This is a genomic window from Kribbella sp. NPDC005582 (assembly GCF_040605415.1).
Lineage (GTDB): Bacteria > Actinomycetota > Actinomycetes > Propionibacteriales > Kribbellaceae > Kribbella.
This window is the reverse complement of record NZ_JBEXCU010000003.1, coordinates 545362-570703: the sequence shown is the minus strand read 5'-3', so window position 1 is coordinate 570703 and position 25342 is coordinate 545362. Positions and strand designations below refer to the sequence as shown.

Here is a 25342-nt window from a genome sequence, read left to right as displayed (position 1 = left end):
ACTCGTGCAGAACGGGTTGAGGTCACGCGGTCGGAACATCCGGTGGGCAGTACTGGCGCTGGTCGGGCTGGCCGGCGTGGTCTGGGCGATCGCCGTACCGCGGCCTGTTCTGTACGTCGTCGGAGTGCTGCTGTGCCTGCCGTTGGTTGTCGCAGTGATACCCCGACGGGTGGTTGGTGTGCTCGCCGCGGTCATCGTGCTGGTCGCGGCGATCGCCGTACCGAAGATCGCACTCGTCGCTCAGACGCGCGGCGACGTGCGGTGGTCGGCAGCGTTGAAGGACCAGGTCTCGATGAGTACGCCGATCAACGTCTGGACGATCGGGGAACGGATCTACCTGCTGAGCGCCGAGCAACCGCTCCGCGCCTTCGACAAGACCAGCGGGCGACTCCTCGCCGACTACCCGGACGCCCGGTACAAGGCGACCGCTGTGGCCGCGGACGGCTCGGTCGTCGGCTGGTCCCATGACGACGAGGTCACGTACTACGCGGCCGACGGCGGCAAGCTCTGGACGAAGCCGTTCCGCGGCCGCGGCGCGATCGGCTCGCTGAACATGTACACGCCGGTCGTGGCGGCTGCGGACGGTGTGGTCGTGCTCGCGGACTGCACGGTCCAGCTACCGGCCAAACCGTGCCGGTGGACCGGGCTCGACAGGTCCGGACGGACGGTGTGGGAGCAGCAGGACGACCGGGCCGCGGTGTACACCCCCGCGCGCACCTTCATGTTCAACCGTACGATCGCGCCGCTGCCGTCGGTGCTGCTCGGCCTCGACAAGACGGGCGAGTTCGGCGCGTACGTCGTCCGCGCGGCAGCGGACGGCCGCGAGCTGGGACGGCGCCCAGCGCAGCCGCTGACCAGTCTCGGCCTGCAGGGTGACCTCGTGGTGATCGCCGAGCGGGTCGGGGACGACTGTCGGCTCGTCGGGCTCCGGGCCGGGAAGCAAGTTCTGGCGACGCAGGGGATGCCGTGCGTCGAAGGCCCGGACGGCAAGCTGCCCGGATTTCTCCGGCTCACGCCGGACCGCGCCTACCTCGAGGACAGCGGCAATGCCCGGACGGTGTCGCTCAAGGACGGCAGTTGGCGCTCTGTCACCGGCCTGACCTTCTCCACCGGCGACGAACCGGCGGTCGCCGGCTCCGACGTGATCATCTACCGCAACGGCAGCAAGCTGTCCGCCGTGGACGCCGCCAGCGGCAAACCACTGTGGTCCAAGACCGCGCCGGGCAAGGTTGTCGAGGTGTACGTCGACAACGGCGGCCTGCTCGTCTTCAGCCGCCCCCGCCTGCACAACCCGCTCTTCTCCGGCGAGGACGGGGCGATCCAGGCGAGTTCCTGGGTTGCCGCTACGGGCGAGCGGACGGGCACGCGACTGATCCGCGACGGGGATGCGACGCGCGGCGCCGCCACCGGTCCGGGCGAGGCGCTCCTGGTCAACTACCGGGCCGCGACCACCCAACTGCTCGGAACCCGCTGAACCACCAGACAGACCGGCGGATGACACTGCGGCACTTCGGCTGTTAGCGTTAACTAACTCGCACTGAACCTTGGCCATCATCACAGAGGGCACGCCATGACCGAGAATGTTAACGCTCACAATCAGTACGTCGTCGGGGTCGATTTCGGGACCCTGTCCGGCCGGGCCGTGGTGGTCCGCGTCGCGGACGGGGCCGAGCTCGGTACGGCGGTGTACGAGTACAAGCACGGCGTGATCGAGAACAGGCTGCCCGGGTCCGACGTCACCCTCGGACCGGCCTGGGCGCTCCAGGCCCCCAGCAACTGGCGTGACGTCCTGCGGAACGCCGTACCGGAGGCGGTCGCGGCGGCGGGTGTGGCGGTGACCGACGTGATCGGCATCGGCACCGACTTCACCGCCTGTACCGTGCTGCCGACGCTCGCCGACGGTACGCCGCTGTGCGAGGTCCGCGGCATGTGGTTCCGCCCGCACGCCTGGCCGAAGCTCTGGAAGCACCACGCCGCGCAGCCGCAGGCGGACCGGATCAACGCCGTGGCGGAGGAGCGCGGCGAGTCCTGGCTTCCCCGGTACGGCGGCCGCATCTCGTCGGAGTGGCAGTTCGCCAAGGCGCTGCAGGTACTCGAGGAGGACCCCGAGACGTACCGTCGCGCCGATCGCTGGATCGAGGCGGCCGACTGGATCATCTGGCAGCTGACCGGCGTCGAGACCCGCAACGTGTGCACGGCCGGCTACAAGGGCATCCACACCGAGGACGGCTATCCGTCCCGGGAGTACCTCGAGGCGCTCAACCCGGAGTTCGGTGACTTCACCGCCAAGCTGGAGCACCCGCTCTCCCCGCTCGGCGGACTCGCCGGCCGCCTGACCACCGAGGCGGCCGCCCTGACCGGGCTTCCGGCCGGTATCGCCGTCGCGGTCGGCAACGTCGACGCGCATGTCACCGCGGCCGCGGCCGACGCGGTCCGGCCCGGCCAGCTGGTCGCGATCATGGGTACGTCGACCTGCCACGTGATGTCGTCCGAGCAGCTGGCCGAGGTGCCGGGGATGTGCGGTGTCGTCCAGGACGGCATCGTCGACGGACTGTGGGGCTACGAAGCCGGGCAGTCGGCCGTCGGTGACATCTTCGGCTGGTTCGTCGACACTTGCGTGCCGCCCGAATACCACGCCGAGGCCGAGCGGCGCGGCCAGTCCGTGCACGACTACCTGGCCTCGCTCGCCGAGCAGCAGGCAGTCGGCCGGCACGGCCTGATCGCCCTCGACTGGCACAACGGCAACCGGTCGGTGCTCGTCGACCACGACCTGTCGGCCGTGGTGATCGGGCAGACGCTCGAGACGCGGCCCGAGGACACCTACCGGGCGCTGATCGAGGCCACGGCGTACGGAACCCGGACGATCCTCGACGCGTTCGAGAAGTCCGGCGTACCGGTGGAGGAGTTCATCGTCGCCGGCGGCCTGCTGAAGAACCAGTTCCTGATGCAGATCTACGCCGACGTGCTGCGCCGCCCGCTGTCGGTGATTCGCTCCGCCCAGGGTCCCGCGCTCGGTTCGGCGATCCACGCGGCCGTTGCCGCGGGCGCCTATCCCGACGTCCCGAGCGCGGCGGCCGAGATGGGTGGCCGCACCGAGGCCGCGTTCGTCCCCGACCCTGACCGTGCCGAGGTCTACGACCGCCTGTACGCCGAATACCGCGAGCTGCACGACTATTTCGCCGGCGAGCGGCACGGCGGCAGCGGCGTACTCCATCGGCTCCGCGCACTGAAGAACGAGGCAGCCAAGTGAGCACCCCTATCAGCCGGCTCCGCGAAGAGGTCTGCGCGCTGCACAACGAACTGGTCCGCAACGGCCTGGTCGCCTGGACAGCCGGCAACGTCTCCGGCCGGGTCCCCGGCGAGGACCTGTTCGTCATCAAGCCCAGCGGCATCTCGTACGACGACCTGTCGCCCGAAACGATCGTCGTCTGCGACCTGGACGGCAAGGTGGTCGAGGGCGACCTGGATCCGTCCAGCGACACCGCCGCGCACGCCTACGTGTACCGCGCGATGCCCGAGGTCGGCGGCGTCGTGCACACGCACTCGACGTACGCGACCGCCTGGGCGGCCCGGGCCGAACCCATCCCGTGCGTCCTGACCGCGATGGCCGACGAGTTCGGCGGCGAGATCCCGGTCGGGCCGTTCGCGCTGATCGGCAACGACGACATCGGCCGGGGCATCGTGGCGACGCTGTCCGGGCACCGCTCCCCCGCGGTGCTGATGCAGAATCACGGCGTCTTCACGATCGGCAAGGACGCCAAGTCCGCCGTCAAGGCGGCGGTGATGTGCGAGGACGTCGCGCGCACCGTGCACCTGGCCCGCTCGGCCGGTGACCTGGTGCCGATCGCCCAGGACGACATCGACCGGCTCTACGACCGCTACCAGAACGTGTACGGCCAACGGTGACGGAGACACCTATGACATCGACAGAAGTTTGGTTCCTGACCGGCAGTCAGGGACTGTACGGCGCGGACACGCTGCGCCAGGTCGCCGATCAGTCGCGCGACCTGGCCGAGCAGCTGGAAGCGTCCGGAGACCTCGCGCCACGGATCGTCTGGAAGGAGGTGCTGACCGACGCGGACTCGATCCGCCGGATCTGTCTCGAGGCCAACGCGGACGACGCCTGTATCGGCGTGATCGCGTGGATGCACACGTTCTCCCCCGCCAAGATGTGGATCGCCGGCCTCGACGCGCTGCGCACGCCGCTGCTGCACCTGCACACGCAGGCCAACATCGGGTTGCCGTGGGCAACGATCGACATGGACTTCATGAACCTGAACCAGGCCGCCCACGGCGACCGTGAGTTCGGCTACCTGCAGACCCGGCTCGGCGTCGCCCGGACCACGGTCGCGGGCCATGTCGCGGACCCGAAGGTCCGGGCGCGGATCGCGGTCTGGGCGCGCGCGGCCGCCGGGTTCGCGGCGATGCGCACCATGCGGGTCGCCCGCTTCGGTGACAACATGCGCGACGTCGCGGTGACCGAGGGCGACAAGGTCGAGGCACAGCTGCACTTCGGCGTCTCGGTGAACACGTACGGCGTCAACGACCTGGTCGCGGTGGTCGACGAGATCTCCGACAGCGCCGTCGACGCGCTGCTCAAGGAGTACCAGTACGACGTCGTACCGGAGCTGCGTCCGGGTGGCGAGCGGCACGAGTCGCTGCGCTACGCCGCGCGGATCGAGGCCGGTCTGCGCGCTTTCCTCACCGACGGCGGGTTCACCGCCTTCACGACGAACTTCGAGGACCTCGGCGGGCTGCGTCAGCTGCCCGGCCTGGCGGTGCAGCGGCTGATGGCCGACGGCTACGGGTTCGGCGGCGAGGGCGACTGGAAGACCTCGGTCCTGCTCCGCACGCTGAAGGTTGCCGCGGGCGACCTTCCCGGCGGCACGTCGTTCATGGAGGACTACACCTACGACCTGACTCCGGGCGAGGAGCGCATTCTCGGCGCCCACATGCTCGAGGTCTGCCCGTCGATCGCCGCCGGCACTCCCGCCTGCGAGATCCACCCGCTCGGCATCGGCGGCCGCGAAGACCCGGTCCGGCTCGTCTTCGACGCGGCGCCCGGCCCGGCCGTGGTGGTCGGGATGGCCGACCTCGGCGACCGGTTCCGCCTGGTGGCCAACGAGATCGACGTCGTCGCCCCCGACCACCCGCTCCCCCAGCTCCCGGTCGCCCGGGCGGTCTGGAAGCCCCGCCCGAACCTCCGTACGTCGGCCGAAGCCTGGCTGACCGCCGGCGGTCCGCACCACACGGTGCTCAGTACGGCGATCGGCATCGAGGAGCTGGCCGACCTGGCCGAGATGACCCGCACCGAACTCGCGGTCATCGACGCCGACACCACGACGCGCCGCTTCACCCAGGAGCTGCGTTGGTCGCAGGCGTACTACCGCCTCGCCCAAGGGTTCTGACCCCCGGCATCAACTCTGCACCAACCTAGTGAGGAGACATCGCCCCATGGCCCTCAACCGACGAACCTTCCTACTCGCCACCGGAACCACGATCGCGGGTGCGGCAGTCGCCGTACCCGCGCAGGCCCGGGAACTCGCCTGGGAAACAGCACTCCCGGCCAACAGCTTCGCCAGCTACTCAGCGCTGGAGTCGAGCTGGAACTACTTGTATCCCTGGGGTTCCGACCACAACGGCACGGCCCGGATGTACGCGAGCAAGACCGACCACAACCACGTCTACCTCGAGTCCGGCGGTGTGCTGGTGCTCAAGGGGTCACGGATCACGTGGGACGAGGGCAAGAGCAGCAAGGATCCGTATCTGCCGATCCACTACCACGCGGGCGCGATCCACTCGAAGCTGCAGGTGGTGGTGAACGACCAGTGCCCGCAGTGGGAGGTGAAGGGCGAGTTCCAGGCGCCCTCCGCACGCGGCACCTGGCCGGCGTTCTGGCTGACCGGCACCAACAGTTGGCCGCCGGAGAGCGACATCCTCGAGTTCAAGGGTGACGCCCGCAACTGGTTCAACACGTACGACGGCGCCTGGGAGAACACGATCGTCGGGGTGTCGAACCCCGGCGGCTGGCACGGTTACCGGGCCTGGATCAACAAGGTCAGCGCGACCGACGTCGAGATCCACTACTACCTCGACGGCAACTGGGTCGGCCAGCACCGCGGGAGCAACTTCGTGGGCAAGCCGATGAACCTGATCATCAACCTGCAGATGGAGGGCGCGTCGGGGTCGCCCGGTCCCTCCGGCGACACCTACTACCGCGCCCGCAACGTGTACGTCGGTCGCGCCCGCGCCTAAGCGGTCGGCAGCCAGACCCGCATCGCGCCGGGTCCACGGTTGGCCCAGGCGTGGTACGGGATCGCGGTGACCGTGATCGGCGTACCGGCCTGGGCATCCGGCTGATAAGCCTTGTACAGCTCGGTTTCGAGCGGCCTGGCGATCCCGGTGAGGCGAAGCCTTACCGGCGTCAGATCGTCGGGCACTCGCTCTTCCGTGATCGGTGCAGCCGCGTCGAGCCGCAGTTGCTCGACCAGTACGCCGGCCGGCAGGTCGGCCTGCTCGACGCAGTACACGAGTGGTCCGCGTTCGACCGCCAGGCAACCGCGCACGGCGTCGACGCGCTCGTCGGCGCGGGTCAGCCGCGGAACCATCGGCAGGCTGAGCCGTACCGTCGCGCCGTCTTCGCAAGCCACCCGCACGTAGTCACCCGGCACCGGCTCGGCAAGCACCTTCCCGCCGGTCACCGCGACACTAGCTCCAACTGCCCAGCCAGGTACGCGAATCGCCAGCTCGCCGTGACCGCTGACGGTCACGACGACCTCGCCGTCGAACGGATAGCCGGTCTCAACGACAGCGGTCAAAGTCTCCGCGGTGAACGTGCCCGCGCTGAGCAGGTGCAGTTGGAGTCCCGAAGCATTCGTGGTCGCCGCGTATCCGTGCAGCGACGCGAGCAGGCGGGCCAGGTTCGGCGGACAGCAAGCGCAGTCGTACCACGGCAGTCGCTCGCTGGGCGCGTCCTCGCTCGAACCGTCATGACCGGTGCGGAGCTGGAGCGGGTTCGAGTAGAAGAAGGCGGTACCGTCGGTCGTCATCGAGGCGGCGATGGCGTTGAGGAGCGCGCGTTCCATCTCCTCGGCGTACCGGGCTTGGCCGGTCGCCAGCAGCATGCGCCAACACCATTGCAGGGCGGCGATCGAGGCGCAGGTCTCGGCGTACGCACGGTCCGGCGGCAGCTCGTAGGGATCGCCGTACGCCTCGTCGCGGTGCCGGGATCCGTGACCGCCGGTCAGGTACAGCTTGCTGCCGAAGGCGCTGTCCCAGAGTTGTTCCATCGCGGCCAGCAGCGACTCGTCGCCGTTCTCCAGGTAGAGGTCGGTAACACCCGCGGCCAGATACAGCTGCCGCACCGAGTGCCCGATGGCCTCGATCGCCTCGCGGACCGGCAGATGGTCCTGGAAGTACTGCGGACCGAAGCCGCCGGCCAGAGTTCGTTGCCCCCGGCGCTCAATCTGCGCCTCGGCCGAGCGCAGATAGGACTCCTCGCCGGTTTCCCGATAGAGCTCGACCAGCGCGGTCTCCACCTCGGGGTGCCCGTCGAGCAGCGGCTGATCGGTCTTGACGATCAGGTCGGCCACGCGGCGCGCGATCGCGAGGATGCGCTCGTCGCCGCCACCCCGATGCAGCGCCACGGCGGCCTGCATGAGGTGTCCGGCGCAGTACAGCTCGTGGCTGTGGATGAGGTCGCCGAAGCGTTCCTTGTCCGGGCTGCCCTGCACGTAGCTGTTGAGGTAGCCGTCGGACTCCTGCACACGCTCCAGGAGATCGGCGACCTCGGACAGCACGTCTGCCCACTGATCGGTGCCGCTGCGGCCGATCTCCCAGCCGATCGCCTCGAGCGTCTTGTAGAGATCGGAGTCCGCGAACCAGAACCCCCGGAACTTGCCCGGCGGCGGCTTCTCGGTGAGCCGGCTGAAGTTGTCGATCACTCCCGTACGCCGGATGTTCTCCAGGCAGTGCGGAATCGTCGCTGCCGCGTTCAGCTCCTGCCAGCGGCCCAGCAACGACGCCGGATCGAGCCGTACGGCGCTCAGCGGCAACGGAGCGACGTACGGCGCCCGTCGAGGTACGGCCGGTCCGGAGACGATCACCGAGCAGCTCCCGCCCGCCGCTTGTTGTAGATGTCGAAGGCGACGGCCAGCAACAGGACCAGGCCCTTCACGATCGACTGCGTGGACTGCTCGACACCCATCAGCTGCATGCCGTTGCTCATCACCGCCATGATCAGACCACCGACCACCGCGCCGACCACGGTACCGACACCACCCGCGACCGCCGCGCCGCCGATGAACGCCGCCGCGATCGCGTCGAGCTCGAACATGTTGCCGGCCGCGGGCTGCGCGCCGTTCGAGCGCGACGAGTAGATGACACCGGCGACACCGGCCAGGAAGCCCATGTTGACGAAGATCCAGAAGTTGACCTTGCGGACCTTGACGCCGGACAGCATCGCGGCGGACAGGTTCCCGCCGATCGCGTAGACCTGACGGCCGAAGACGCTGTTCTTGGTGATCAGTCCGTAGGCGAGCACCAGGACGGCCAGGATGATCAGAACGATCGGCAGTCCCCGGGCATGGGCGAGCTGCCAGGCGAAGTACAGGACGACCGCCGCGACCAGCAGCACGCGGGCGACGAACAGCGGGAACGACTCGACGGGCTGCTCGTACCTGATCCGGGCCAGCCGGGTGCGGAAGACGCTGACCGTGTAACCGGCGACTGCGATCGCGGCGATCAGCAGGGTGAACGCGTCGTAGCCGTTCCCGCCGATCAGGCCGTTGAGGAAGCCGCCCGCCACCTTCTGGTAGTCCGGCGGGAACGGCGACAGCGAGACGTTGTCGAGCACCTGCAGGGTCAGTCCGCGGAAGAGCAGCATGCCCGCCAGCGTCACGATGAACGCGGGCATGCCGACGTACGCGACCCAGAAGCCGTGCCAGGCGCCGACCGCGATCCCGACGGCCACGGCCACCAGCGCCCCGATCGCCCACGGTTGTCCGTGCTGAATCACCAGTACGGCGGAGACCGCGCCGGTCAGCGCGACGATCGAACCGACCGACAGGTCGATGTGACCGGCGATGATCAGGATCACCATGCCGATCGCGAGCACCAGGATGTAGGAGTACTGCAGCACGATGTTGGTGATGTTGCCCGGGCTGAGCAGCACGCCGTCGGTCAGGACGGCGAACAGCGCGACGATCACGACGAAGGCGATGTAGATGCCGCTCTGCCGCAGGTTGCGCATGATCAGCGTGCGCGGATCACTGGTACCGGCGTGCAACGCCGCGGCCGGGGCGCTCTCGGCCACCGCGGGCTCCGGTTCGGTCCTGGTCATCCTGCGAGCTCCTTCTCCATCGTCATGAGCGCCATCAGGTCTTCCTGGGTCGCCTGCGCGACCGGCAGTTCACCGGTGATCCGGCCGGCCGACAGCGTGTAGATCCGGTCGCACGTCCCGAGCAGCTCGGGCAGCTCCGAGGAGATGACGATCACTGCCTTTCCCTGGGCGACGAGCCGGTTGATGATCGTGTAGATCTCGAACTTGGCGCCGACGTCGATCCCGCGGGTCGGCTCGTCGAGGATCAGGACGTCGGGATCGGTGAACAGCCACTTCGACAGCACGACCTTCTGCTGGTTGCCGCCGGACAGGGTGCCGACGACATCGAGGACCGTGCGGGTCTTGATGTTCAGATCGCGGCGGCCGGCCTCGGCCACCTTGATCTCCTCGTTGCCGTCCACCCAGCCGCCCCGCGCGAGCTTGTCGAGCCCCGCGGCCGAGACGTTGGTGCGGACGTCGGCGATCAGGTTCAGGCCGTACCGCTTGCGATCCTCGGTGGCGTAGGCGATGCCGTTGTCGATCGCCTCCGCCACCGTGCGCGCCCGGACCTGCCGGCCGTGCATGAACAGCCGGCCGCTGATGTTGCGCCCGTACGACCGCCCGAAGACGCTCATCGCCAGCTCCGTGCGGCCGGCGCCCATCAGGCCGGCGATGCCGACCACCTCGCCGGCGCGCACGTTCAGGGCCGCACCGTCGACCACCTTGCGTTGCTGGACGGGGTGCCAGACCGTCCAGTCCTCGATCCGGAGCACCTCCGCCCCGGGCGCGGAGTCGCGCACGGGGTAGAAGCTCTCCAGGTCGCGGCCGACCATGCCGCGGATGATCCGTTCCTGGGTGACCTGGCCGGACGCCATGGACAGTGTCTCCACCGTGCGGCCGTCCCGGATCACCGTGGTCGAGTCCGCGATCGCGGTGATCTCGCTCAGCTTGTGCGAGATCATGATGCAGGTGATACCGCGGTCCCGCAGCCGCCGGAGCAGGTCCAGCAGATGCGCCGAGTCCACGTCGTTGAGCGCGGCGGTCGGCTCGTCGAGGATCAGCAGCCGGACGTCCTTGGACAGCGCCTTGGCGATCTCCACCAGCTGCTGCTTGCCGACGCCGAGCTGGATCACCGGCGTGACCGGAACCTCGTCCAGCCCGACCGAGGCCAGCAGTTCGCCGGCCTCGGCATTCGTCCGGTTCCAGTCGATCAGCCCGCCGCGACCACGCCGTTCGTTGCCCAGAAAGATGTTCTCGGCGATCGACAGGTACGGGACCAGCGCGAGTTCCTGATGGATGATGCCGATCCCGGCGGCCTCGCTGTCGCGGATGCTCGCGAAGTGCACCGGCTCGCCACCGAGCCGGATCTCACCGTCGTAGCTCCCGCTCGGATAGACGCCGGACAGCACCTTCATCAGGGTCGACTTGCCGGCCCCGTTCTCGCCGCAGATCGCGTGGATCTCGCCCTGCCGGACGGCCAGTGAGACGTCCTGCAGCGCGGTCACCCCGGGGAATCGCTTGGTGATTCCCCGCATCTCCAGCAGTACGTCGGTCACTTGGTCTTACCGGCGGCCACCTGCGCGGCCGTGTAGTACCCGGAGTCGACCAGCTCCTTGGTGATGTCCTCCTTGAAGACAGCGTGAATCGGCAGCAGGTACGCCGGAACCACCTTGACGCCGTTGTTGTACGTCGTGGTGTCGTTGGCTTCGGGCGTCTTCTTCTGCAGGAACGACTCAGCCGTGCTGACGGCCTGCTCGGCGAGCTTGCGGGTGTCCTTGAAGATCGTCGAGCTCTGGACGCCGTCCTTGATCAGCTTGACCGACGCGATCTCCGCGTCCTGGCCGGTGACCGCCGGCAGCGGCTTGGCCGCCGTACCGTAGCCGGCGTTCTGCAGGGCGGTGATGATGCCGCGCGAGATGCCGTCGTACGGCGAGAGCACGCCCGCGACCTTGGCGCCGTCGTTGTAGCTGGAGGTCAGCAGGTCCTCCATCCGCTTCTGCGCGGCCTCCTGCTGCCAGCGCAGGGTCGCCACCTGCTCCATCTTGGTCTGCTTGGACTTGACCACCAGCGCGCCGCTGTCGAGGTACGGCTTCAGGGTGTCCATCGCGCCCTGGAAGAAGAAGTGCGTGTTGTTGTCGTCCAGCGAACCGGCGAACAGCTCGATGTTGAACGGGCCGGTCTTGCTGCCCTTCGAGCCGTCGGCGTTCTCCAGGCCGAGCCCGCGCAGCAAGGACTTGCCCTGGGCGACCCCGACCTTGTAATTGTCGAAACTCACGTAGAAGTCGACGTTCTGGCTGCCGCGGATCAGCCGGTCGTAGGAGATCACCGGGATCTTCTTGTCGGCGGCTGCCTGCAGCTGACCGCTCAGCGCGGTGCCGTCGATCGCCGCGATCACCAGCACGTCGGCGCCCTGGGTGATCATCTGGTCGACCTGCTGCGACTGCGTCGGGATGTCGTCGTTCGCGTACTGCAGATCGACCTTGTAGCCCTTCGCCTCGAGCTTCTCCTTGACCGCCTTGCCGTCGGCGATCCAGCGCTCCGACGTCTGCGTCGGCATCGCCACTCCGATGGTCAGATCACCAGGCTTCTGACTCGCGGTGTCGGTACTGCCACCGGCGCCGGAGCCACCACAGGCGGCCAGGCCGAGCACCAGCAGGGCGCCACTCACGGTGGCCACAAACCTCTTCTTCACAGCTTCTACCTTCCAGAACCCCGCAGGAGTGTTAGCGCTCACATGTTGGCGCTCACATCCGTATTGGTCAAGACTTCGGGGCGGTCAACGCGCCAAGCGGACGAGTCGCGCGGACGGACGGTTCGGCAGACCGATCCGGAGCCGGTTATCGGTCAGCTCGAGCTCGGTCGGCAGATCGGACGGGAACAAGACCTCGGCCGTTCGCCAGCTCCCCGGCAGCGGCGCCTCGATGACAGCGCTGTCTTCGCCGCGATGCCACACCGCCAGCAGCGCGGTGTCACCGTCGACCAGAGCCAGTGCCAGCTTGTCGTCGTACCAGCCGGGGAGTCCGAGCGGCCAGTACGGCTCGGCGCGGGCGATCAGCGGGCGATAGTCCTTGTACGTCGCTACCGCGGCCGCGACTCGGGCGAGCTGATCGGCGTCCATTTCGTCGGGCCGTCCCGAGAGGTGGATCCGGCCGAGCAGCGCGTTGACCAGCGCGAACGACGCCTCTTCCGGCGTGTGCACGGACCGCGGATAGGCCCAGACAGCACCTTGTTCCGGAGTGACCGCACTCGGTGCGGCGGCGGCGATCGGCGCGTAGGCGAACAGATCGACCTGATCGCTGGTCGAGTGCAGCGTCATGCGGGCGAGCATCGCGTAGTCGGCTCGCATGCCGCCGGAGGCGCAGCTCTCGAGGACCAGCCCCGGATGACGATCGAGGACCTGGTCGAGCCACGACAGGTAGGCGCGGTTGTGGCCGAGCAGTCCGGCTCCGGGCGCCTCGCCGAGAGCGTCGGTGCCCGGCAGGTTGATGTTGTAGTCGAGCTTGAAGTAGCCGACGCCGTATTGCGTGATCAGGCCGTCGACGACCGCGTCCATGCGCTCCCGGACGGCGGCCGACCGGAAGTCGAGGTGATAGCGGCCGGTCTCGGCGATTCGTTGCCCGTCCCGCCAGAAGAAGGCGTCCGGCGGCAACTGTTCGGCGATCTCGCTCCGCACGCCGACCACCTCGGGCTCCAGCCACAGCCCCGGCACCAGGCCGGCGTCGTGGATCTCCTGGATCGTCTTGCCCAATCCGTCGGGGAAGCGGACCTGCGACGGTTCCCAGGCCCCGACCGTGTCCCACCAGCCCGAATCATCGGCGTACCAGCCCGCGTCGATGACGAAGTACTCCGCGCCGGTCTCGGCCGCCGCCTTGATCAGCGGACTGAGCTTGGCCGCGCTCGGGTCGCCCCACAGGCAGTTCATGTAGTCGTTGAAGATCACCGGCAGCGAACTGTGGTCCGCCTGCGGACGACGCATCGCCCGCCGGTACGCCGTGAGCGCGCGCAACCCGTCGTCGAGTCCACCACGAGTTGCCGCCACCGCGACCGGGACTGTGGTGAACGACTCCCCCGGCACTAGGCCTTGCCGCCACTGGTGTTCGACATCGGTCGGTCCGGAGACCTGCAGATACAGGTCTTCCTTGAGTCCGCCGAGCTCCCAATGCCAGGCGCCCTGATGCTCGATCTGCCAGGTCCAGGTCAGCTCGTCAGTGACGTTCTCGACTGCGCCCATCGGCAGCAGCTCGGAGCTCGACCAGCTACCGAGGCTGGTTGCGGCGAATCGATCCTTCGAGATCCCCGAGCCGATGATGCTGACCAGCCCCGCCTGCTCCGGGCTCAGCACCTGCCAGCGCAGCTCCGCGCACCACGAGTTGCGGGCCTGGTGGATCCGGGTGCCGGACCGTAGTCCCCCTCCGAAGCCGGCCAGCGCGAGCGACGAGACGTAGGTCAGGGTCAGGTCGCCGTCGCTCCGGTTGATCACCTCGGTCGTTGCCCGCAGCACCGGCGTACCGGTCCAGGCTTCGAGCCGGGTCACCACCTCGAGGTTGTCCGCGGCCTGCCGGACCACCAGCACTTCGTTGCCCGCGGCATTCGTCTGCTCGGCGACCTCGACCAGCCGAAGGCCGTCGGCGGCCGCATAGGTACGGTGCCGGGTTCCGGGCGGCTCGTGCCTCCGCCCGTGACCGGCCAGATTCAGCTCGACCAGGTTGACCGCCAGTTCCTCGTCCGGCGGCGGCACCGCGGCGGGACGCAACGAACGGACCCGCACCGGCGCGTCGGGGCCGGTCAGCAGGTCGAGTGCCACCGTCCCGGTGGTCCATCGCGCCTGGCCCGGGACTGATGCGTCGATCGGCATGAAAACTCCTTGGAGTGGTGGGTTGTTCACGCTAACAAGAATCGGGTCACGATTCAGCCGGATCTCAGCTGAGGTCTTGGCAAGGGTTTTTCTGATGGTTAGGTTAACCCCCACCTCAACCCCCTGAGCAGAAGGAGTACGGCGATGGCATCGACGTCGAACGGAGGTCTCTCGCGCCGGGGCTTCCTCGGGCTGGGCATCTCCGCGGGTGTGATCACGCTGACCGCTTGCGGTGCCGACAGCGACAAGCCGGCGAGCGGCGGCGGCGACAAGCCCGCCGAGCTGGTGATGACGGTCTGGGGCGGCGAGAACGACAAGACGACGTACCAGAAGCGGATCGATCTGCTGGTCGCGAAGTACCCGGAGCTGAAGGTCAAGCTGCAGCTGATCCCGAGCGACGGCTACGCGCAGAAGGTGCAGACGATGATCGCGGGCGGCAAGGGCCCGGACATCATGCAGGTGGCCGAGAACGTCAACGTCTACTCCAGCAAGAACCAGCTGTTGCCGCTCGACGACCTGGCGGCGAAGGCGAACCTCGACCTCACCCAGCGATTCGGCTCGATCGGCAAGATTTACAGCTACCAGGACAAGGTCTACGCGATCCCGGACCGCTCCGGCGCGATGATCGTGTACTACAACAAGTCACTGTTCGCGGCCAAGGGCATCAAGCCGCCGACCGCCGACTGGACCTGGGACGACGCTCTGTCGGCGTTCAAGGAGCTCACTGTGCCTGGTAAGCAGTGGGGCTACTCCGGTGCCGGCTGGTGGGCGCAGTGGTGGAGCTTCGTCTACCAGAACGGCGGCAAGATCATCGACGACGCCGGCAAGCCCGCCGTCGCCACCGACGAGGTGATCGAGGCGCTGCAGTGGGCCGGTGACCTGGTCACCAAGCACGGTGTCGTACCGACTCAGAAGCAGTACGCCGACCTCGGCGCCGACGTCGGCGGGGACGCGGCCTTCGCCAGTGGCAAGGTCGCCGTCAACACCACCGGTTTCTGGGCGATCAACGGCCTGTCGAAGGCCACGATCGACTGGGACATCGCGCCGATGTGGCGGGGCAAGCAGCAGGCGGTCACGGCGTTCGGCAGCGGGCTGTCGATCTCCCGGACGACCAAGAACCCCGACGCCGCGTTCAAGGCGATCGAGTTCCTCACCTCGCCGCCGGCCCAGCAGCAGATCATCGCCACCGGCGAGGACGTGCCGGCCGCCATGGAGGTACAGAAGAGCGACGCGTTCCTGAAGCCCGCCTGGATGACCAAGCCGGTGAACATGAAGGTCTTCGGTGAGTCCAGCGAGTTCATCTACCGGGCGCCGTTCATCCCGGCCTGGAACGAGATGCAGAAGGCGTTCGACGACGGGCTGGCCGACTTCTGGCTCGGCAAGACCGACGCCCGGAGCGCGCTGACCGCGGTCCAGGCGAAGCTCGAGTCGGTCGTCAAGCCGGCCTGATGTCGAGGCTGCGGCGCCGGGAGGCGCTCTGGTTCTACCTGTTCGCGTCCCCGTGGATCATCGGTTTCGTGGTGTTCCTGCTCGGGCCGATGGTCGCGTCGATCTACTTCTCGCTGACCGACTGGGACTCCTTCACCCCGCCGAAGTGGGTGGGCCTGGACAACTACCGGCGCCTGCTCACCGACGACCCGGTGTTCTGGAAGGCTTTGTGGAACACGTTCTACTACGCGGCCATCTCGGTACCGCTCGGTCTGGTCCTCGGCCTGTGGCTGGCGAACCTGCTGAACAAGGGGGTCCGGATGCGCAAGCTGTTCCGGACGCTGATCTACCTGCCGACGCTGGTTCCGCTGGTGGCGACCGCGATGATCTTCAAGATGGTGCTCGCACCGTCCGGACCGCTGAACGACCTGCTCGGCCTGGCCGGCATCCCCGGGCCGTCCTGGCTGCTGGAGGCGGCGTGGGTGAAACCGGCGCTGATCCTGCTGTCGGTCTGGGGCGCCGGTGGCGCGACCGTCTTGTTGCTCGCGGCAATGAAGGGTATTCCGCGCGAGCTCTACGAGGCGGCCGAGGTGGACGGCGCCAGTTCGATCCGGCAGTTCTGGAGCATCACCGTCCCGCAGTTGACGCCGATCATCTTCTTCAACCTGATCATGGGCCTGATCGGCGCGTTCCAGGTGTTCTCCCAGGTCTACATCCTGACCAAGGGCGGCCCGAACAACGCCAGCCAGACGATGGTCCCGCTGCTGTTCGACCAGGCGTTCTCCTTCTACCACCTGGGCTACGCGTCCGCGCTGTCCTGGCTGCTGTTCGCCGTGATCATGGTCTTCACGCTGATCGCGTTCCGCAGCGCCCGCCGCTGGGTCTTCTACGAAACGGAGGTGCGGTAGATGTCCGTGCGTGCGTTCCGCGCCACGCCGTTCAGTTACGCCACGCTGATCATCGTCGCCGCCGTACTCTCGGTGCCGCTGGTCTTCGTGGTCTCGATCGCGCTGTCCAGTGACCAGACCGTCAACGCGAACGGCTTCACGATCATCCCGCGCGAGTTCCACTGGGAGAACTTCACCCGGGTGTTCTCGACCGAGTTGCCGATGCAGCGGTTCCTGCTGAACTCGGTGATCATCTCGGTCGGCGCGGTGGCCGGCCAGGTGCTGTCCAGCGGGCTGGTGGGATATGCGTTCGCCCGGCTCCGGGCGCCGGGCAAGAACGCGCTGTTCCTGATCGTCATCGCGACGATGATGATCCCGGCGCAGATCACGATGATCCCGCAGTTCATCCTGTTCAAGGAGCTCGGCTGGGTGAACACGTTCCTGCCGCTGATCGTGCCGAACTTCTTCTCGAACGCCTTCAACGTCTTCCTGGTCCGGCAGTTCGTCTCCCGGCTGCCCAGTGAGATCGACGAGGCGGCGATGGTCGACGGGCTCGGCTTCTTCGGCATCTACCGCCGGATCATGCTGCCGATGCTGGCCCCGGTGCTGATCGCGATCGGCATCTTCACGCTGACCGCGACCTGGGGCGACTTCATGGGCCCGTTGATCTACCTCAACGACGAGTCCAAGATGCCGCTCGCGCTCGGCGTGCAGTACATCACCAGTACGTCGCAAGCGTTGCAGGCCCCGCCGTGGAACCTGGTGATGGTCGGCTCGATCCTGCTCACGCTGCCGATGATCGTCGTGTACTACCTGGGCCAGAAGTACCTGTACGAGATGGACATCAGCGGCGGGAGTGCGGGGGTCAAGTGAACAACACCATCCGATTGGATGCCCAGGGCATCGAGATCGACGGCCGGCCGCAGGTCGTGCTGTGTGCGTCGCTGTTCTACTTCCGCCTGCCGCGGGAACAGTGGCGCGCCCGGCTCGCGCAGGTCCGGGCGTCCGGCTACACCTGCGTGGACGTCTACCTGCCGTGGAACTTCCACGAGCTCGCGCCCGGTCGCTGGGACTTCCAGGGGCGTCGCGATGTCGCGGCATTCCTCGATCTGGCCCAGGAGGCCGGGCTGTCGGTCATCGCGCGGCCTGGTCCGTACATCTGTTCGGAATGGGACGGCGGCGCGCTGCCGGCCTGGCTGGGACTCGACCCTGAACTCCAGGTCCGGCAGAACGAGCCGCGCTTCCTGGCGCAGGTGGCGGCCTGGTTCGACCAGGTGCTGCCGATCCTGGCCGCCCGGCAGCATTCGGCCGGCGGCCCGGTGATCATGGTCCAGCTGGAGAACGAGCTCGACTTCTTCGACTGCACCGATCGGCCGGGGTATCTGACCGCCTTGCGGGATCTCGTGCTCGCGCACGGCATCACGGTGCCGTTGATCGCCTGCGCCGGACAGGGTGACCTGTTCGGCGCGACGGGGGACGTGGCGGGCGTCGTACCGGCGTGCAACTTCTATCCCGACGACGACTCCCCCTTTATTGAGGAGGAAGTCCGGCGGTATCACGATGTGCTCGCTGCCCGGGACCTCCCGCTGCTGGTGACCGAGACGAACCGGCGGCATCGGACACTGCGCCGGCTGCTCGTCTCCGGTGCGACGCTGATCGCGCCGTACCTGCAGTCGTCGGGCTGGAACTTCGGCTTCACCCCGTCGACCGGGAACTGGGGTGACCCGGGCAACTTCATGAGTCACTGGTACGACTTCGGTGGGTATGTCTCGCCGACCGGCCAGGAGCGACCCGAGTACGCCGAAGCGCAGGTGCTCGCGCGGGTGATCGACGTACTGGGTCCGCGGCCGGTCGTGGCGGCACCGGCCGTTGAGGTGGTGACGGACTTCCCGACCAGCTCGGCGATCGGTGCGTTGGCGCTCTCCGATGGTGGTCAGGTGATCGCCGTACCGAATCTCGGGACGGTTGACGGGTATGCGACTGTTGCCGGAGTGCGAGTGCAGGTCGCGGCGGGTTCGTGTCCGCTGATGCCGGTCGGGCGACCGTTGGCCGGCCACACGCTGACCCTCGCCTCGGCAGATCTGGTCAGTGCGACCGACGGCATGCTGGAGTTCTCGTCGGCTGTACCGGTGACCGTGGTGATCGACGACGAGACGGTTGTCGTGCCGGTCGGCGGGCGAACGGCGGTCGCCGACCTGGAACTGGTTGTCGTGGGACCCTCCGAGCCGGTGCACGAGGTTGGCGAAGGACATGAGATCACCTCGGTACGCCGTCGGTCGGGGCAGGCGCCGACCGTCCTGGCCGGTGCGTACGAACTGCCGCCGACGCTCGAATCGCTCGGCGTCTTTCGCGGCCGCGGCACGTACAACACGACGACAGATCTCACCGGCGTCGAGGAACTGCTGATCGCCGGAGCGGCGGACATCGTCGACCTGGTGATCGATGGCGAGGTCCTGCCGTCGATGGTGACGTACGGCGCGCAGCGACGCATCGACGTCCGAGAGCTGACCGGGCCGGTGCCGATCCGGGCCACCGTCGAGATCTGGGGCCATGCCAACTTCGACGACACGAGGTTGCCCGCACTGCGACTCGGCGCCCTGCGCGGTCTCGGCAGTGTCTGGAAGGTTCGCGCCGTCCGCGACATCTCGGCGTTGTGGACAGTTGCCGGGCATTGGGCCGGGCGACCAGCACCCGTTCGCGGGCTCGATGGCTGGAGCAGCACGCGCGGTGGCGAACGCGTCACCTACACCCGGGTGGTCGACTCCCCCACCACCTCGGCGCTGCTGCTCCGCGGTCTGCAGGAACCGGTCTTCGTCCGCGTCGACAAGGCGGACCCGGTCACCGTCGCGGCGGAGAACCCGTGGCTGCTGCTCCCGGCCGGTGCGAGTCAGGTCGCCGTGACGCTCCCCCACGACGCGAGCCGCTCGGGTCTCGGCGCGGAACTGCTGACGCTGGAGCCGGTCACCGAGTGGGCATGCTCCGTTCAGGACGATGAACTCCTGACCGCCTTCGCGGTCTCCGCAGGCCCCGGCCGGACGGTCGAGCTCCCGCTCAAGGTCAAGCCCGGCGACGAGACCTGGCTCGACGTCGATCTCCCCGCCTCGGAGACCGGCCACGTACTGCGCTTCGACGGCACTCAACTGCGGGTCACGGGCTGGTCCGACGGCGAGTGCATCGGCCGGGTCTGGCTCGGCGATCGGCCGGCGTTCTCCGGCGGCGACCCCAACGCGCTGTGGATACCACCGGGCTGGTCGGGTCTGACCTTGCTGCTGCGCGGTGTTGCCGGTGCGGCCGATCCAGAACTGCGTAGGCTACGGCTGGAGCCACCGACGGACTGAGGGGAGAACTGATGCCACGGCAGACCTCTCATGACCTGCGCAACGAGAACCGGTTCGAGGTGCTCCATGCCTTGTTCACGCTTGGACCGTCGACACGGCAGGAGCTCACTCGGCACACCGGGCTGAGCCCGGCCACGGTGGCGACGCTCGTCAACGAGTTCCTGGCGGCCGGCGTACTGCGGATCGCGACGGTGGAACGCCGTACGGTCGGACGCCCGTACGAGCGACTCAGCATCGACCCCGATCGAGGGCGGATCGTCGGGGTCGACGTCGCCGAGACCTATGTCGACGCGACGGTGTTCGACCTGGGGCTCGGTCCGCTCGGGCACAGCGCGGTCACACTCGACGAGCACAAGAACGATCCGGCGTACGTCGTGGACGGCATCGTGACCGCGACCGAGAACGCGCTGGCGACCGTCGACGCCGGCCTCACCGGGCTGATCGGTGTCGGCGTCAGCATGCCCGGCCAGGTCCGCCCGGACGCCGGGGTGTCGGTGTTCGCGCCGAACTGGCAGTGGCACGACGTCCGGATCGAGGAACTGCTGGAGAACCGCCTCGGCATCTCCGTGTACGTCGACAATCCGCTCAAAGCGATCACGCTGGCCGAGATGTGGTTCGGCGTCGGCCGGGTCACCGACACGATGGCCGTGGTCAACCTCGGGACCGGCGTCGGCGCCGGCCTCGCCATCGAAGGCACGCTGATTCGTGGCGCGACCAACAACGCCGGCGAGTGGGGCCACACGCTGCTACAGCTCGACGGCCGGCCCTGCCGGTGCGGACGCCGCGGCTGCGTCGAGGCCTATCTCGGTGTGCACGGCCTGGAGATGACGCTGGCCGAGATCGACCCCGAGCACCCGGCCCTCCAGCAACTGCAACAACCCGGCTTCATCGACGCCGTCGCCCAAGGCCTGGCCGCCGACGACGCCGTACTGGTCGAGCTGGCCCGCCGTACCGGGCACTACCTGGCGGCAGCGCTCGCCGATCTGGTCAATCTGCTCAACATTCCGCACCTCACCCTGACCGGCTGGACATCGTCGGCGATCGGGCAGTGGCTGATCCCGGTGGTGCGCGACGAACTACCGAGCCACGTGTTGCCCGGGTCGATGGCCGGACTCGTCGTGGAGTCCTCCGCCGTCCCGGGCAACCCGGTCGCGCTCGGCATGGCTGCGTTCACCTTGGAGCAGTACCTCGGCCGGCTCGGCGTACCGAGTCCCGCTAGCGCGCCGACGCTGCGGCGTCGGCTGCGCTGACCATCAGCCAGCTGATCTGGATGTCGGGTGAGCGGGTCGGCGCCACCGTGACGGTGATGGTGCCGTCGGCGCCGACCACGATGCCGCCGTACGCCGCGGCTTCGTTGGTGCCGGTGAAGAGTCGCTGCTGGTCGACGATCGTGCCGTTGATCGACACCTGGGCGGCGCGGTTGGCCCACGGCCACGGGTCGAAGTAGCCGGCGTGGACGGTGTAGGTGCCGGGCTCGAGACCGCTGAAGGTGTAGACGAGCGACTCGTGGTTCTTCGCGTAGCGCAAGGTGCTGTAGAGGTCGCCGTTCGCGGGGCCGGCGGGTGCGCTGGCACCGGTGAAGCCCCAGGTTTTGCCGGTCGCCGGGTCGGCTCCCAGCGGCTGATCAGGGGTCGAGTTCAGCAGTGACGCGGTCTTGGTCAGCACCTGCCAGTCCGCGGTGGCGATGCCGCCGGCGTTGACGGCGTACCGGAGGTTGCGCGGGGCGACCACGATGGTGCGGGTGAAGGTTCGGCCGTCCGCCAGCGTGCCGCGCAGACTCGCGGTACCGGGCTTCGCGACCGATGACGCGTCCCACGTGACGGCCAACGTCTGCGTCCGCGATCCGGTGCGCACCTGCACCGTGGCCGGCAGCGAGCTCGTGTCACCGAGCAGGACGTGATCCGGCAGCGGCGTCTCGACCGTCCATCGCCGGTACGGCGCCAGGTCGTCGAGCGTCCACTCCTGATCCGGACCGACCGACAGGCTGCCACCCTCGCCGAACGACATCGGCATCCAGACGTACGGCGCGTTGGCGAGATCGCTCGGCGTCCAGCGGTCGCCCATGAAGAGGAACTTGTTGCGCTTGGCATCCACCGTGATCACGTTGGTGCTCTGCGAGCTGTAGGTGTTGGCTGCGCCGGCGCCGGTGATCGGGTTGCCCTGGTCGGCGTACTGACCGAGCACCGTGCTGGAGGTCGCGTACCGCGCCGGATTCGCGTCCCAGCCGGTCGCACCTGAGGTGAGCAGGTAGTAGCGACCCTCCGACTTGAACATCGCCGGCGCCTCACGCTGGTTGCAGGCGAGCGTGCGGACGAAATCCTTCCCCTGTACGGCGTTCTCCGGCTTCGCGGACAGGTAGGTGTAGTCGCGGTCGAGCTTCGAGATGTACATCGTCCGGTTCTCCTCGGACGAGTAGATGATGTACGCCTTGCCGTCGTCGTCCACGAACAGATTCATGTCCCGTGCCATCCCGCCGGCCGGGTCGAACGCGGACCCGGTGCCGCACCAGGGCACCGAGTCGGTCGGCACCCGGTTCAGCCGGTACGAGTCGATCCAGCGGAACGGACCGGTCGGCGAGTCCGCGATCGCGACGCCGGCCTCGGCTCGCGCGTAGGTCGACGTACTGGTGGGTGAGGACGGTCCGTCGGAGTGCACCCACATGATCCACTTGCGGGTGGCCTTGTTGTAGATGACCTTCGGCCGCTCGAGGATCGACGGCTTGGCCCAGCCGTCCGTCCGCACGCTGTTGGTCGACAGATCGCGCCAGACGACGTCCTTCTGCGCGGGGCTGTACTTCTTGTACAGCTTGCTGAAGTACTTGTCGTTCTCGAACTGGTCCGGCGAGCTCATCGCCCGCAGCGCGAGTCCCTGGTCCGTCCAGTTGTACAGGTCGTACGACGAGTAGACGTGCACGCCGGGGCTGTCGTAATAGCCCTTGCTGCGGTCCTCGCCGTACCAGTACCAGATGCGGCGGCCGCGGTGGTCGGTCGCGGGCACGACCTGACCGCCGTGCGCCTGGATCACCTGGCCGTTGGTGTCACGCCATTCGGCGCCGGGCCGGAACGAGTCGTAGGCCGGAGCGGCCATCGCCGTTGGGCTGAGCACGGTGCTCAGCACCGCAAGCGCGAGTAGGGGGCGGAAAAGCTTCATCCGATTCTCCTCGTGATTCGAGTGAGCTGGGCCTGAGTATTCGTGTGCACGACCCACAGCGCACAGCCGGGTAGCGTGGCGAGCCCCACCAACGGCGCCTGACTGACAATCACCACTACAGCCACCAGCACCGCCAAGGACAGCAAGCTCAGCCCCCACCCCCGCACCCCGCTGTAGATCGCGAGTCGCACGGTCGCTCCGGCAAGGGCATTGAGCGCGCTGGCGGCGACGAGCAGCAGCAGGACCACCAGCGGCGGCACCGCGGCCGGGAACGACGCGGCCACCACCTGGAGGTCCGCCGCCAGGATGCCGATCAGGGCAGCCGCGACGACTCCGATCAGCAGCGAGCGGCCGCCACGCGCCTTGGCCAGGCGGAACAGCAGCCTCAGCGGCGGACGGGGGTCATCGTCGGCGTAGTACGCGAAGGCGGCGGCCATGGCTGGTGCGAGTGGTAAAGCCAGCAGGCCGAAGAAGACCGGGTAGTGCCACGGCTCGGCCACCAGACTGAGCGCCAGCATGAGTGGAGCGCCGGCCAGCGCCAGCAGCAGGTTGACCGCGAGGACGCGGTGGGCGAACGACCAGAGCGTGTCCCAGAGATCCGCCCGGACATTCACCCGGGCCAACGGCGAGGCCATCACTTCAGCCCGCTCGTCGCGATACCCCGGACGAAGTACTTCTGGCCGAGCAGGAAGATCACCAGGATCGGCAGCACCGACAGCACCGAGCCAGTCATGATCATTGCGTACTCGGCGTCGTACAGGCCGACGAACGAGCGCAGGCCGAGCTGGATCGTCCAGAGCTTGTTGTCGGTCAGGTAGATGAACGGGCCCATGTAGTCGTTCCAGGTGTTGACGAAGGTGAGCAGCGCCAGACTAGCCAGCGCGGGCTTCGACAGCGGCAGGATGATGCGGGCCCAGATGCCGTACTCGCTGAGGCCGTCGAGCCGGGCCGCCTCGCTCAGCTCGTCGGGAATCGTCAGGTAGTACTGGCGCATCAGGAAGACACCGAACGCGCTGAACGCCTGCAGCAGGATCAGCGACAGGTGCGTGTTCACCAGACCGGCCTTCTCCATGATCACGTACTGCGGAACCATGTACGCCTGCCACGGCACGGCGATCGTCGCGATGTAGGCCAGGAACAGGACGTCGCGGCCTGGGAACCGCACCTTGGCGAACCCGTACGCCGCGAAGCTCCCGGTCAGCACCTGCAACGCGGTGATCGTCACGCTGAGGAAGACCGAGTTGCGCAGGTAGGTGAACAGCGGGATCCGGTCCCAGATCGTCGCGAAGTTGCTCCAGTGGAACTCGACCGGGATCCAGCGCACCGGGACGGTGAAGACCTCCGCGTCGAGCTTCAGCGACGACGACACCATCCAGGCGAACGGCACCAGGACCGCCACCGAGAGCACACCCAGCAGCACGTAGGCGAGCGCCCGCCTCATGACTCGCTCCTCTTCTGCAAGCGGAACTGGACGACCGTGATCGTCAGCACGATGACGAACAGCACCATCGACACCGCCGACGAGTAGCCGAACCGGCCCTGCACGATGCCTTCGCGGTAGATCACCTGGGACAGCACCAGCGTGGCCCGGCCGGGACCGCCCTCGGTCATCACCTGGATCAGGTCGAAGACCTTGAAACTCGAGATGGTCAGCATGATCAGCACGAAGAACGTTGTCGGCCGCAACGACGGCAACGTGATGAACCGGAACCGCTGCCAGCCGGTCGCGCCGTCGACCCGGGCGGCTTCGTACAGTTCGGCCGGGATCGTCTGCAGGCCGGCCAGGTAGAGGATCATGTAGTAGCCGAGGTCCCGCCACACACTCGCCACGATCACCGCGGGCATCGCCCAGGTGGTCGAGGTCGTCCAGCCCGGCGGGTTGTCGATCCCGATCGCCCGCAGGAACTGGTTGACCGGGCCCATCTCCGGACTGAGCAGCATGTTCCACACCACCGCCACCGCGACCAGCGAGGTGATGTACGGGAAGAACAACGCGGTCCGGAAGAACTGCACGCCCTTCAGCTTCTGGTTCAGCAGTACGGCGAAGCCGAGCGCGGCCGCCAGGGTCAGCGGCACGTGCCCGACGGCGTAGTACGCGGTGTTCCGCAGTGCCGTCCAGAAGTTGTCGTTGTGGATCATCCGCTCGAAGTTGTCCAGCCCGACCCAGCGCGGGGTGCTGTAGGAGTCCCAGTCGAGGAAGGACAACGCGAGCGAGGCGATCACCGGGACCAGCGTCAGCGCGGCGAAGCCGAGGAAGTTCGGCAGGATGAAGGTCCAGCCGATCCAGGTCCGGCTCCGGCCCGAGGCCCGGCGCGGCCGGACCTGGGGACGGACCTGCTCCGGGGCAGGCAGGGTGGCGGTCACG

The 25342-nt window shown here is 68.0% G+C and carries 19 protein-coding genes; 10 read left to right on the top strand and 9 right to left on the bottom strand.

Going from position 1 to position 25342, the window contains the following annotated elements; all coding sequences use genetic code 11:
- Positions 1-4 precede the first annotated feature (4 nt).
- From ABZS29_RS20425 to ABZS29_RS20405, 5 genes are all read left to right on the top strand, one after another.
- Positions 5-1474 (top strand): PQQ-binding-like beta-propeller repeat protein, encoded by a 1470-nt coding sequence (locus tag ABZS29_RS20425; protein ID WP_355463832.1) that lies wholly within the window; start codon positions 5-7, stop codon positions 1472-1474.
- 96 nt (positions 1475-1570) lie between these two features.
- Positions 1571-3250 (top strand): ribulokinase, encoded by a 1680-nt coding sequence (araB, locus tag ABZS29_RS20420; RefSeq protein ID WP_355463831.1) that lies wholly within the window; start codon positions 1571-1573, stop codon positions 3248-3250.
- A complete protein-coding gene (locus ABZS29_RS20415; RefSeq protein ID WP_355463830.1) occupies positions 3247-3906 on the top strand; it encodes an L-ribulose-5-phosphate 4-epimerase in 660 nt (219 codons plus the stop codon). The genes araB and ABZS29_RS20415 overlap by 4 nt, the downstream gene beginning before the upstream one ends.
- A gap of 11 nt (positions 3907-3917) precedes the next feature.
- Positions 3918-5408 (top strand): L-arabinose isomerase, encoded by a 1491-nt coding sequence (gene araA, locus ABZS29_RS20410; protein WP_355463829.1) that lies wholly within the window; start codon positions 3918-3920, stop codon positions 5406-5408.
- Between the two features lie 46 nt (positions 5409-5454).
- Positions 5455-6255: a hypothetical protein gene (locus ABZS29_RS20405; protein WP_355463828.1), complete on the top strand. Its 801-nt coding sequence runs from the start codon at positions 5455-5457 to the stop codon at positions 6253-6255.
- Here the strand turns inward: ABZS29_RS20405 and ABZS29_RS20400 are convergent.
- The 5 genes from ABZS29_RS20400 to ABZS29_RS20380 form a co-directional block, all read right to left on the bottom strand.
- On the bottom strand, positions 6252-8105 hold the full coding sequence (locus ABZS29_RS20400) for a beta-L-arabinofuranosidase domain-containing protein (RefSeq protein ID WP_355463827.1): 1854 nt from the start codon (positions 8103-8105) through the stop codon (positions 6252-6254). The two genes, ABZS29_RS20405 and ABZS29_RS20400, sit on opposite strands and share 4 nt — an antisense overlap.
- On the bottom strand, positions 8102-9340 hold the full coding sequence (gene mmsB, locus ABZS29_RS20395; RefSeq protein ID WP_355463826.1) for a multiple monosaccharide ABC transporter permease: 1239 nt from the start codon (positions 9338-9340) through the stop codon (positions 8102-8104). Before mmsB ends, ABZS29_RS20400 begins: the two co-directional genes overlap by 4 nt.
- Positions 9337-10875, bottom strand: a complete 1539-nt coding sequence (gene mmsA / locus ABZS29_RS20390; protein ID WP_355463825.1) for a multiple monosaccharide ABC transporter ATP-binding protein — start codon at positions 10873-10875, stop codon at positions 9337-9339. The genes mmsB and mmsA overlap by 4 nt, the downstream gene beginning before the upstream one ends.
- Entirely contained in the window at positions 10872-12011 is a 1140-nt protein-coding gene (gene chvE / locus ABZS29_RS20385) for a multiple monosaccharide ABC transporter substrate-binding protein (RefSeq protein WP_355463824.1), read from the bottom strand. Before chvE ends, mmsA begins: the two co-directional genes overlap by 4 nt.
- 84 nt (positions 12012-12095) lie before the next feature.
- A complete protein-coding gene (locus ABZS29_RS20380) occupies positions 12096-14174 on the bottom strand; it encodes a glycoside hydrolase family 36 protein (protein WP_355463823.1) in 2079 nt (692 codons plus the stop codon).
- Positions 14175-14318: 144 nt separating this feature from the next.
- Between ABZS29_RS20380 and ABZS29_RS20375 the strand changes: the two genes are divergently transcribed.
- From ABZS29_RS20375 to ABZS29_RS20355, 5 genes are read left to right on the top strand one after another with little or no spacing between them, the layout of a single operon-like run.
- Positions 14319-15623, top strand: coding sequence for a sugar ABC transporter substrate-binding protein (locus ABZS29_RS20375; protein WP_355463822.1), 1305 nt, complete (start codon positions 14319-14321; stop codon positions 15621-15623).
- On the top strand, positions 15623-16510 hold the full coding sequence (locus ABZS29_RS20370) for a sugar ABC transporter permease (protein WP_355463821.1): 888 nt from the start codon (positions 15623-15625) through the stop codon (positions 16508-16510). Before ABZS29_RS20375 ends, ABZS29_RS20370 begins: the two co-directional genes overlap by 1 nt.
- On the top strand, positions 16511-17362 hold the full coding sequence (locus ABZS29_RS20365; protein WP_355463820.1) for a carbohydrate ABC transporter permease: 852 nt from the start codon (positions 16511-16513) through the stop codon (positions 17360-17362).
- Positions 17359-19827: a beta-galactosidase gene (locus ABZS29_RS20360; RefSeq protein ID WP_355463819.1), complete on the top strand. Its 2469-nt coding sequence runs from the start codon at positions 17359-17361 to the stop codon at positions 19825-19827. Before ABZS29_RS20365 ends, ABZS29_RS20360 begins: the two co-directional genes overlap by 4 nt.
- An 11-nt stretch (positions 19828-19838) precedes the next feature.
- Complete coding sequence (locus ABZS29_RS20355) at positions 19839-21077, top strand: ROK family transcriptional regulator (RefSeq protein ID WP_355463818.1); 1239 nt, start codon at positions 19839-19841, stop codon at positions 21075-21077.
- On the opposite strand, the gene ABZS29_RS20350 is transcribed toward ABZS29_RS20355, so the two are convergent.
- The 4 genes from ABZS29_RS20350 to ABZS29_RS20335 are packed head-to-tail and all read right to left on the bottom strand — an operon-like array spanning position 21043 to position 25341.
- A complete protein-coding gene (locus ABZS29_RS20350; RefSeq protein WP_355463817.1) occupies positions 21043-22977 on the bottom strand; it encodes a glycoside hydrolase family 43 protein in 1935 nt (644 codons plus the stop codon). The two genes, ABZS29_RS20355 and ABZS29_RS20350, sit on opposite strands and share 35 nt — an antisense overlap.
- Entirely contained in the window at positions 22974-23612 is a 639-nt protein-coding gene (locus tag ABZS29_RS20345; protein ID WP_355463816.1) for a hypothetical protein, read from the bottom strand. The genes ABZS29_RS20350 and ABZS29_RS20345 overlap by 4 nt, the downstream gene beginning before the upstream one ends.
- Positions 23612-24418 carry a carbohydrate ABC transporter permease gene (locus ABZS29_RS20340; RefSeq protein ID WP_355463815.1) on the bottom strand — a complete coding sequence of 269 codons (807 nt, stop codon included), beginning with the start codon at positions 24416-24418 and terminating at the stop codon, positions 23612-23614. The genes ABZS29_RS20345 and ABZS29_RS20340 overlap by 1 nt, the downstream gene beginning before the upstream one ends.
- Positions 24415-25341 carry a sugar ABC transporter permease gene (locus tag ABZS29_RS20335; RefSeq protein ID WP_355463814.1) on the bottom strand — a complete coding sequence of 309 codons (927 nt, stop codon included), beginning with the start codon at positions 25339-25341 and terminating at the stop codon, positions 24415-24417. The genes ABZS29_RS20340 and ABZS29_RS20335 overlap by 4 nt, the downstream gene beginning before the upstream one ends.
- Between the last annotated feature and the right edge of the window lies 1 nt (position 25342).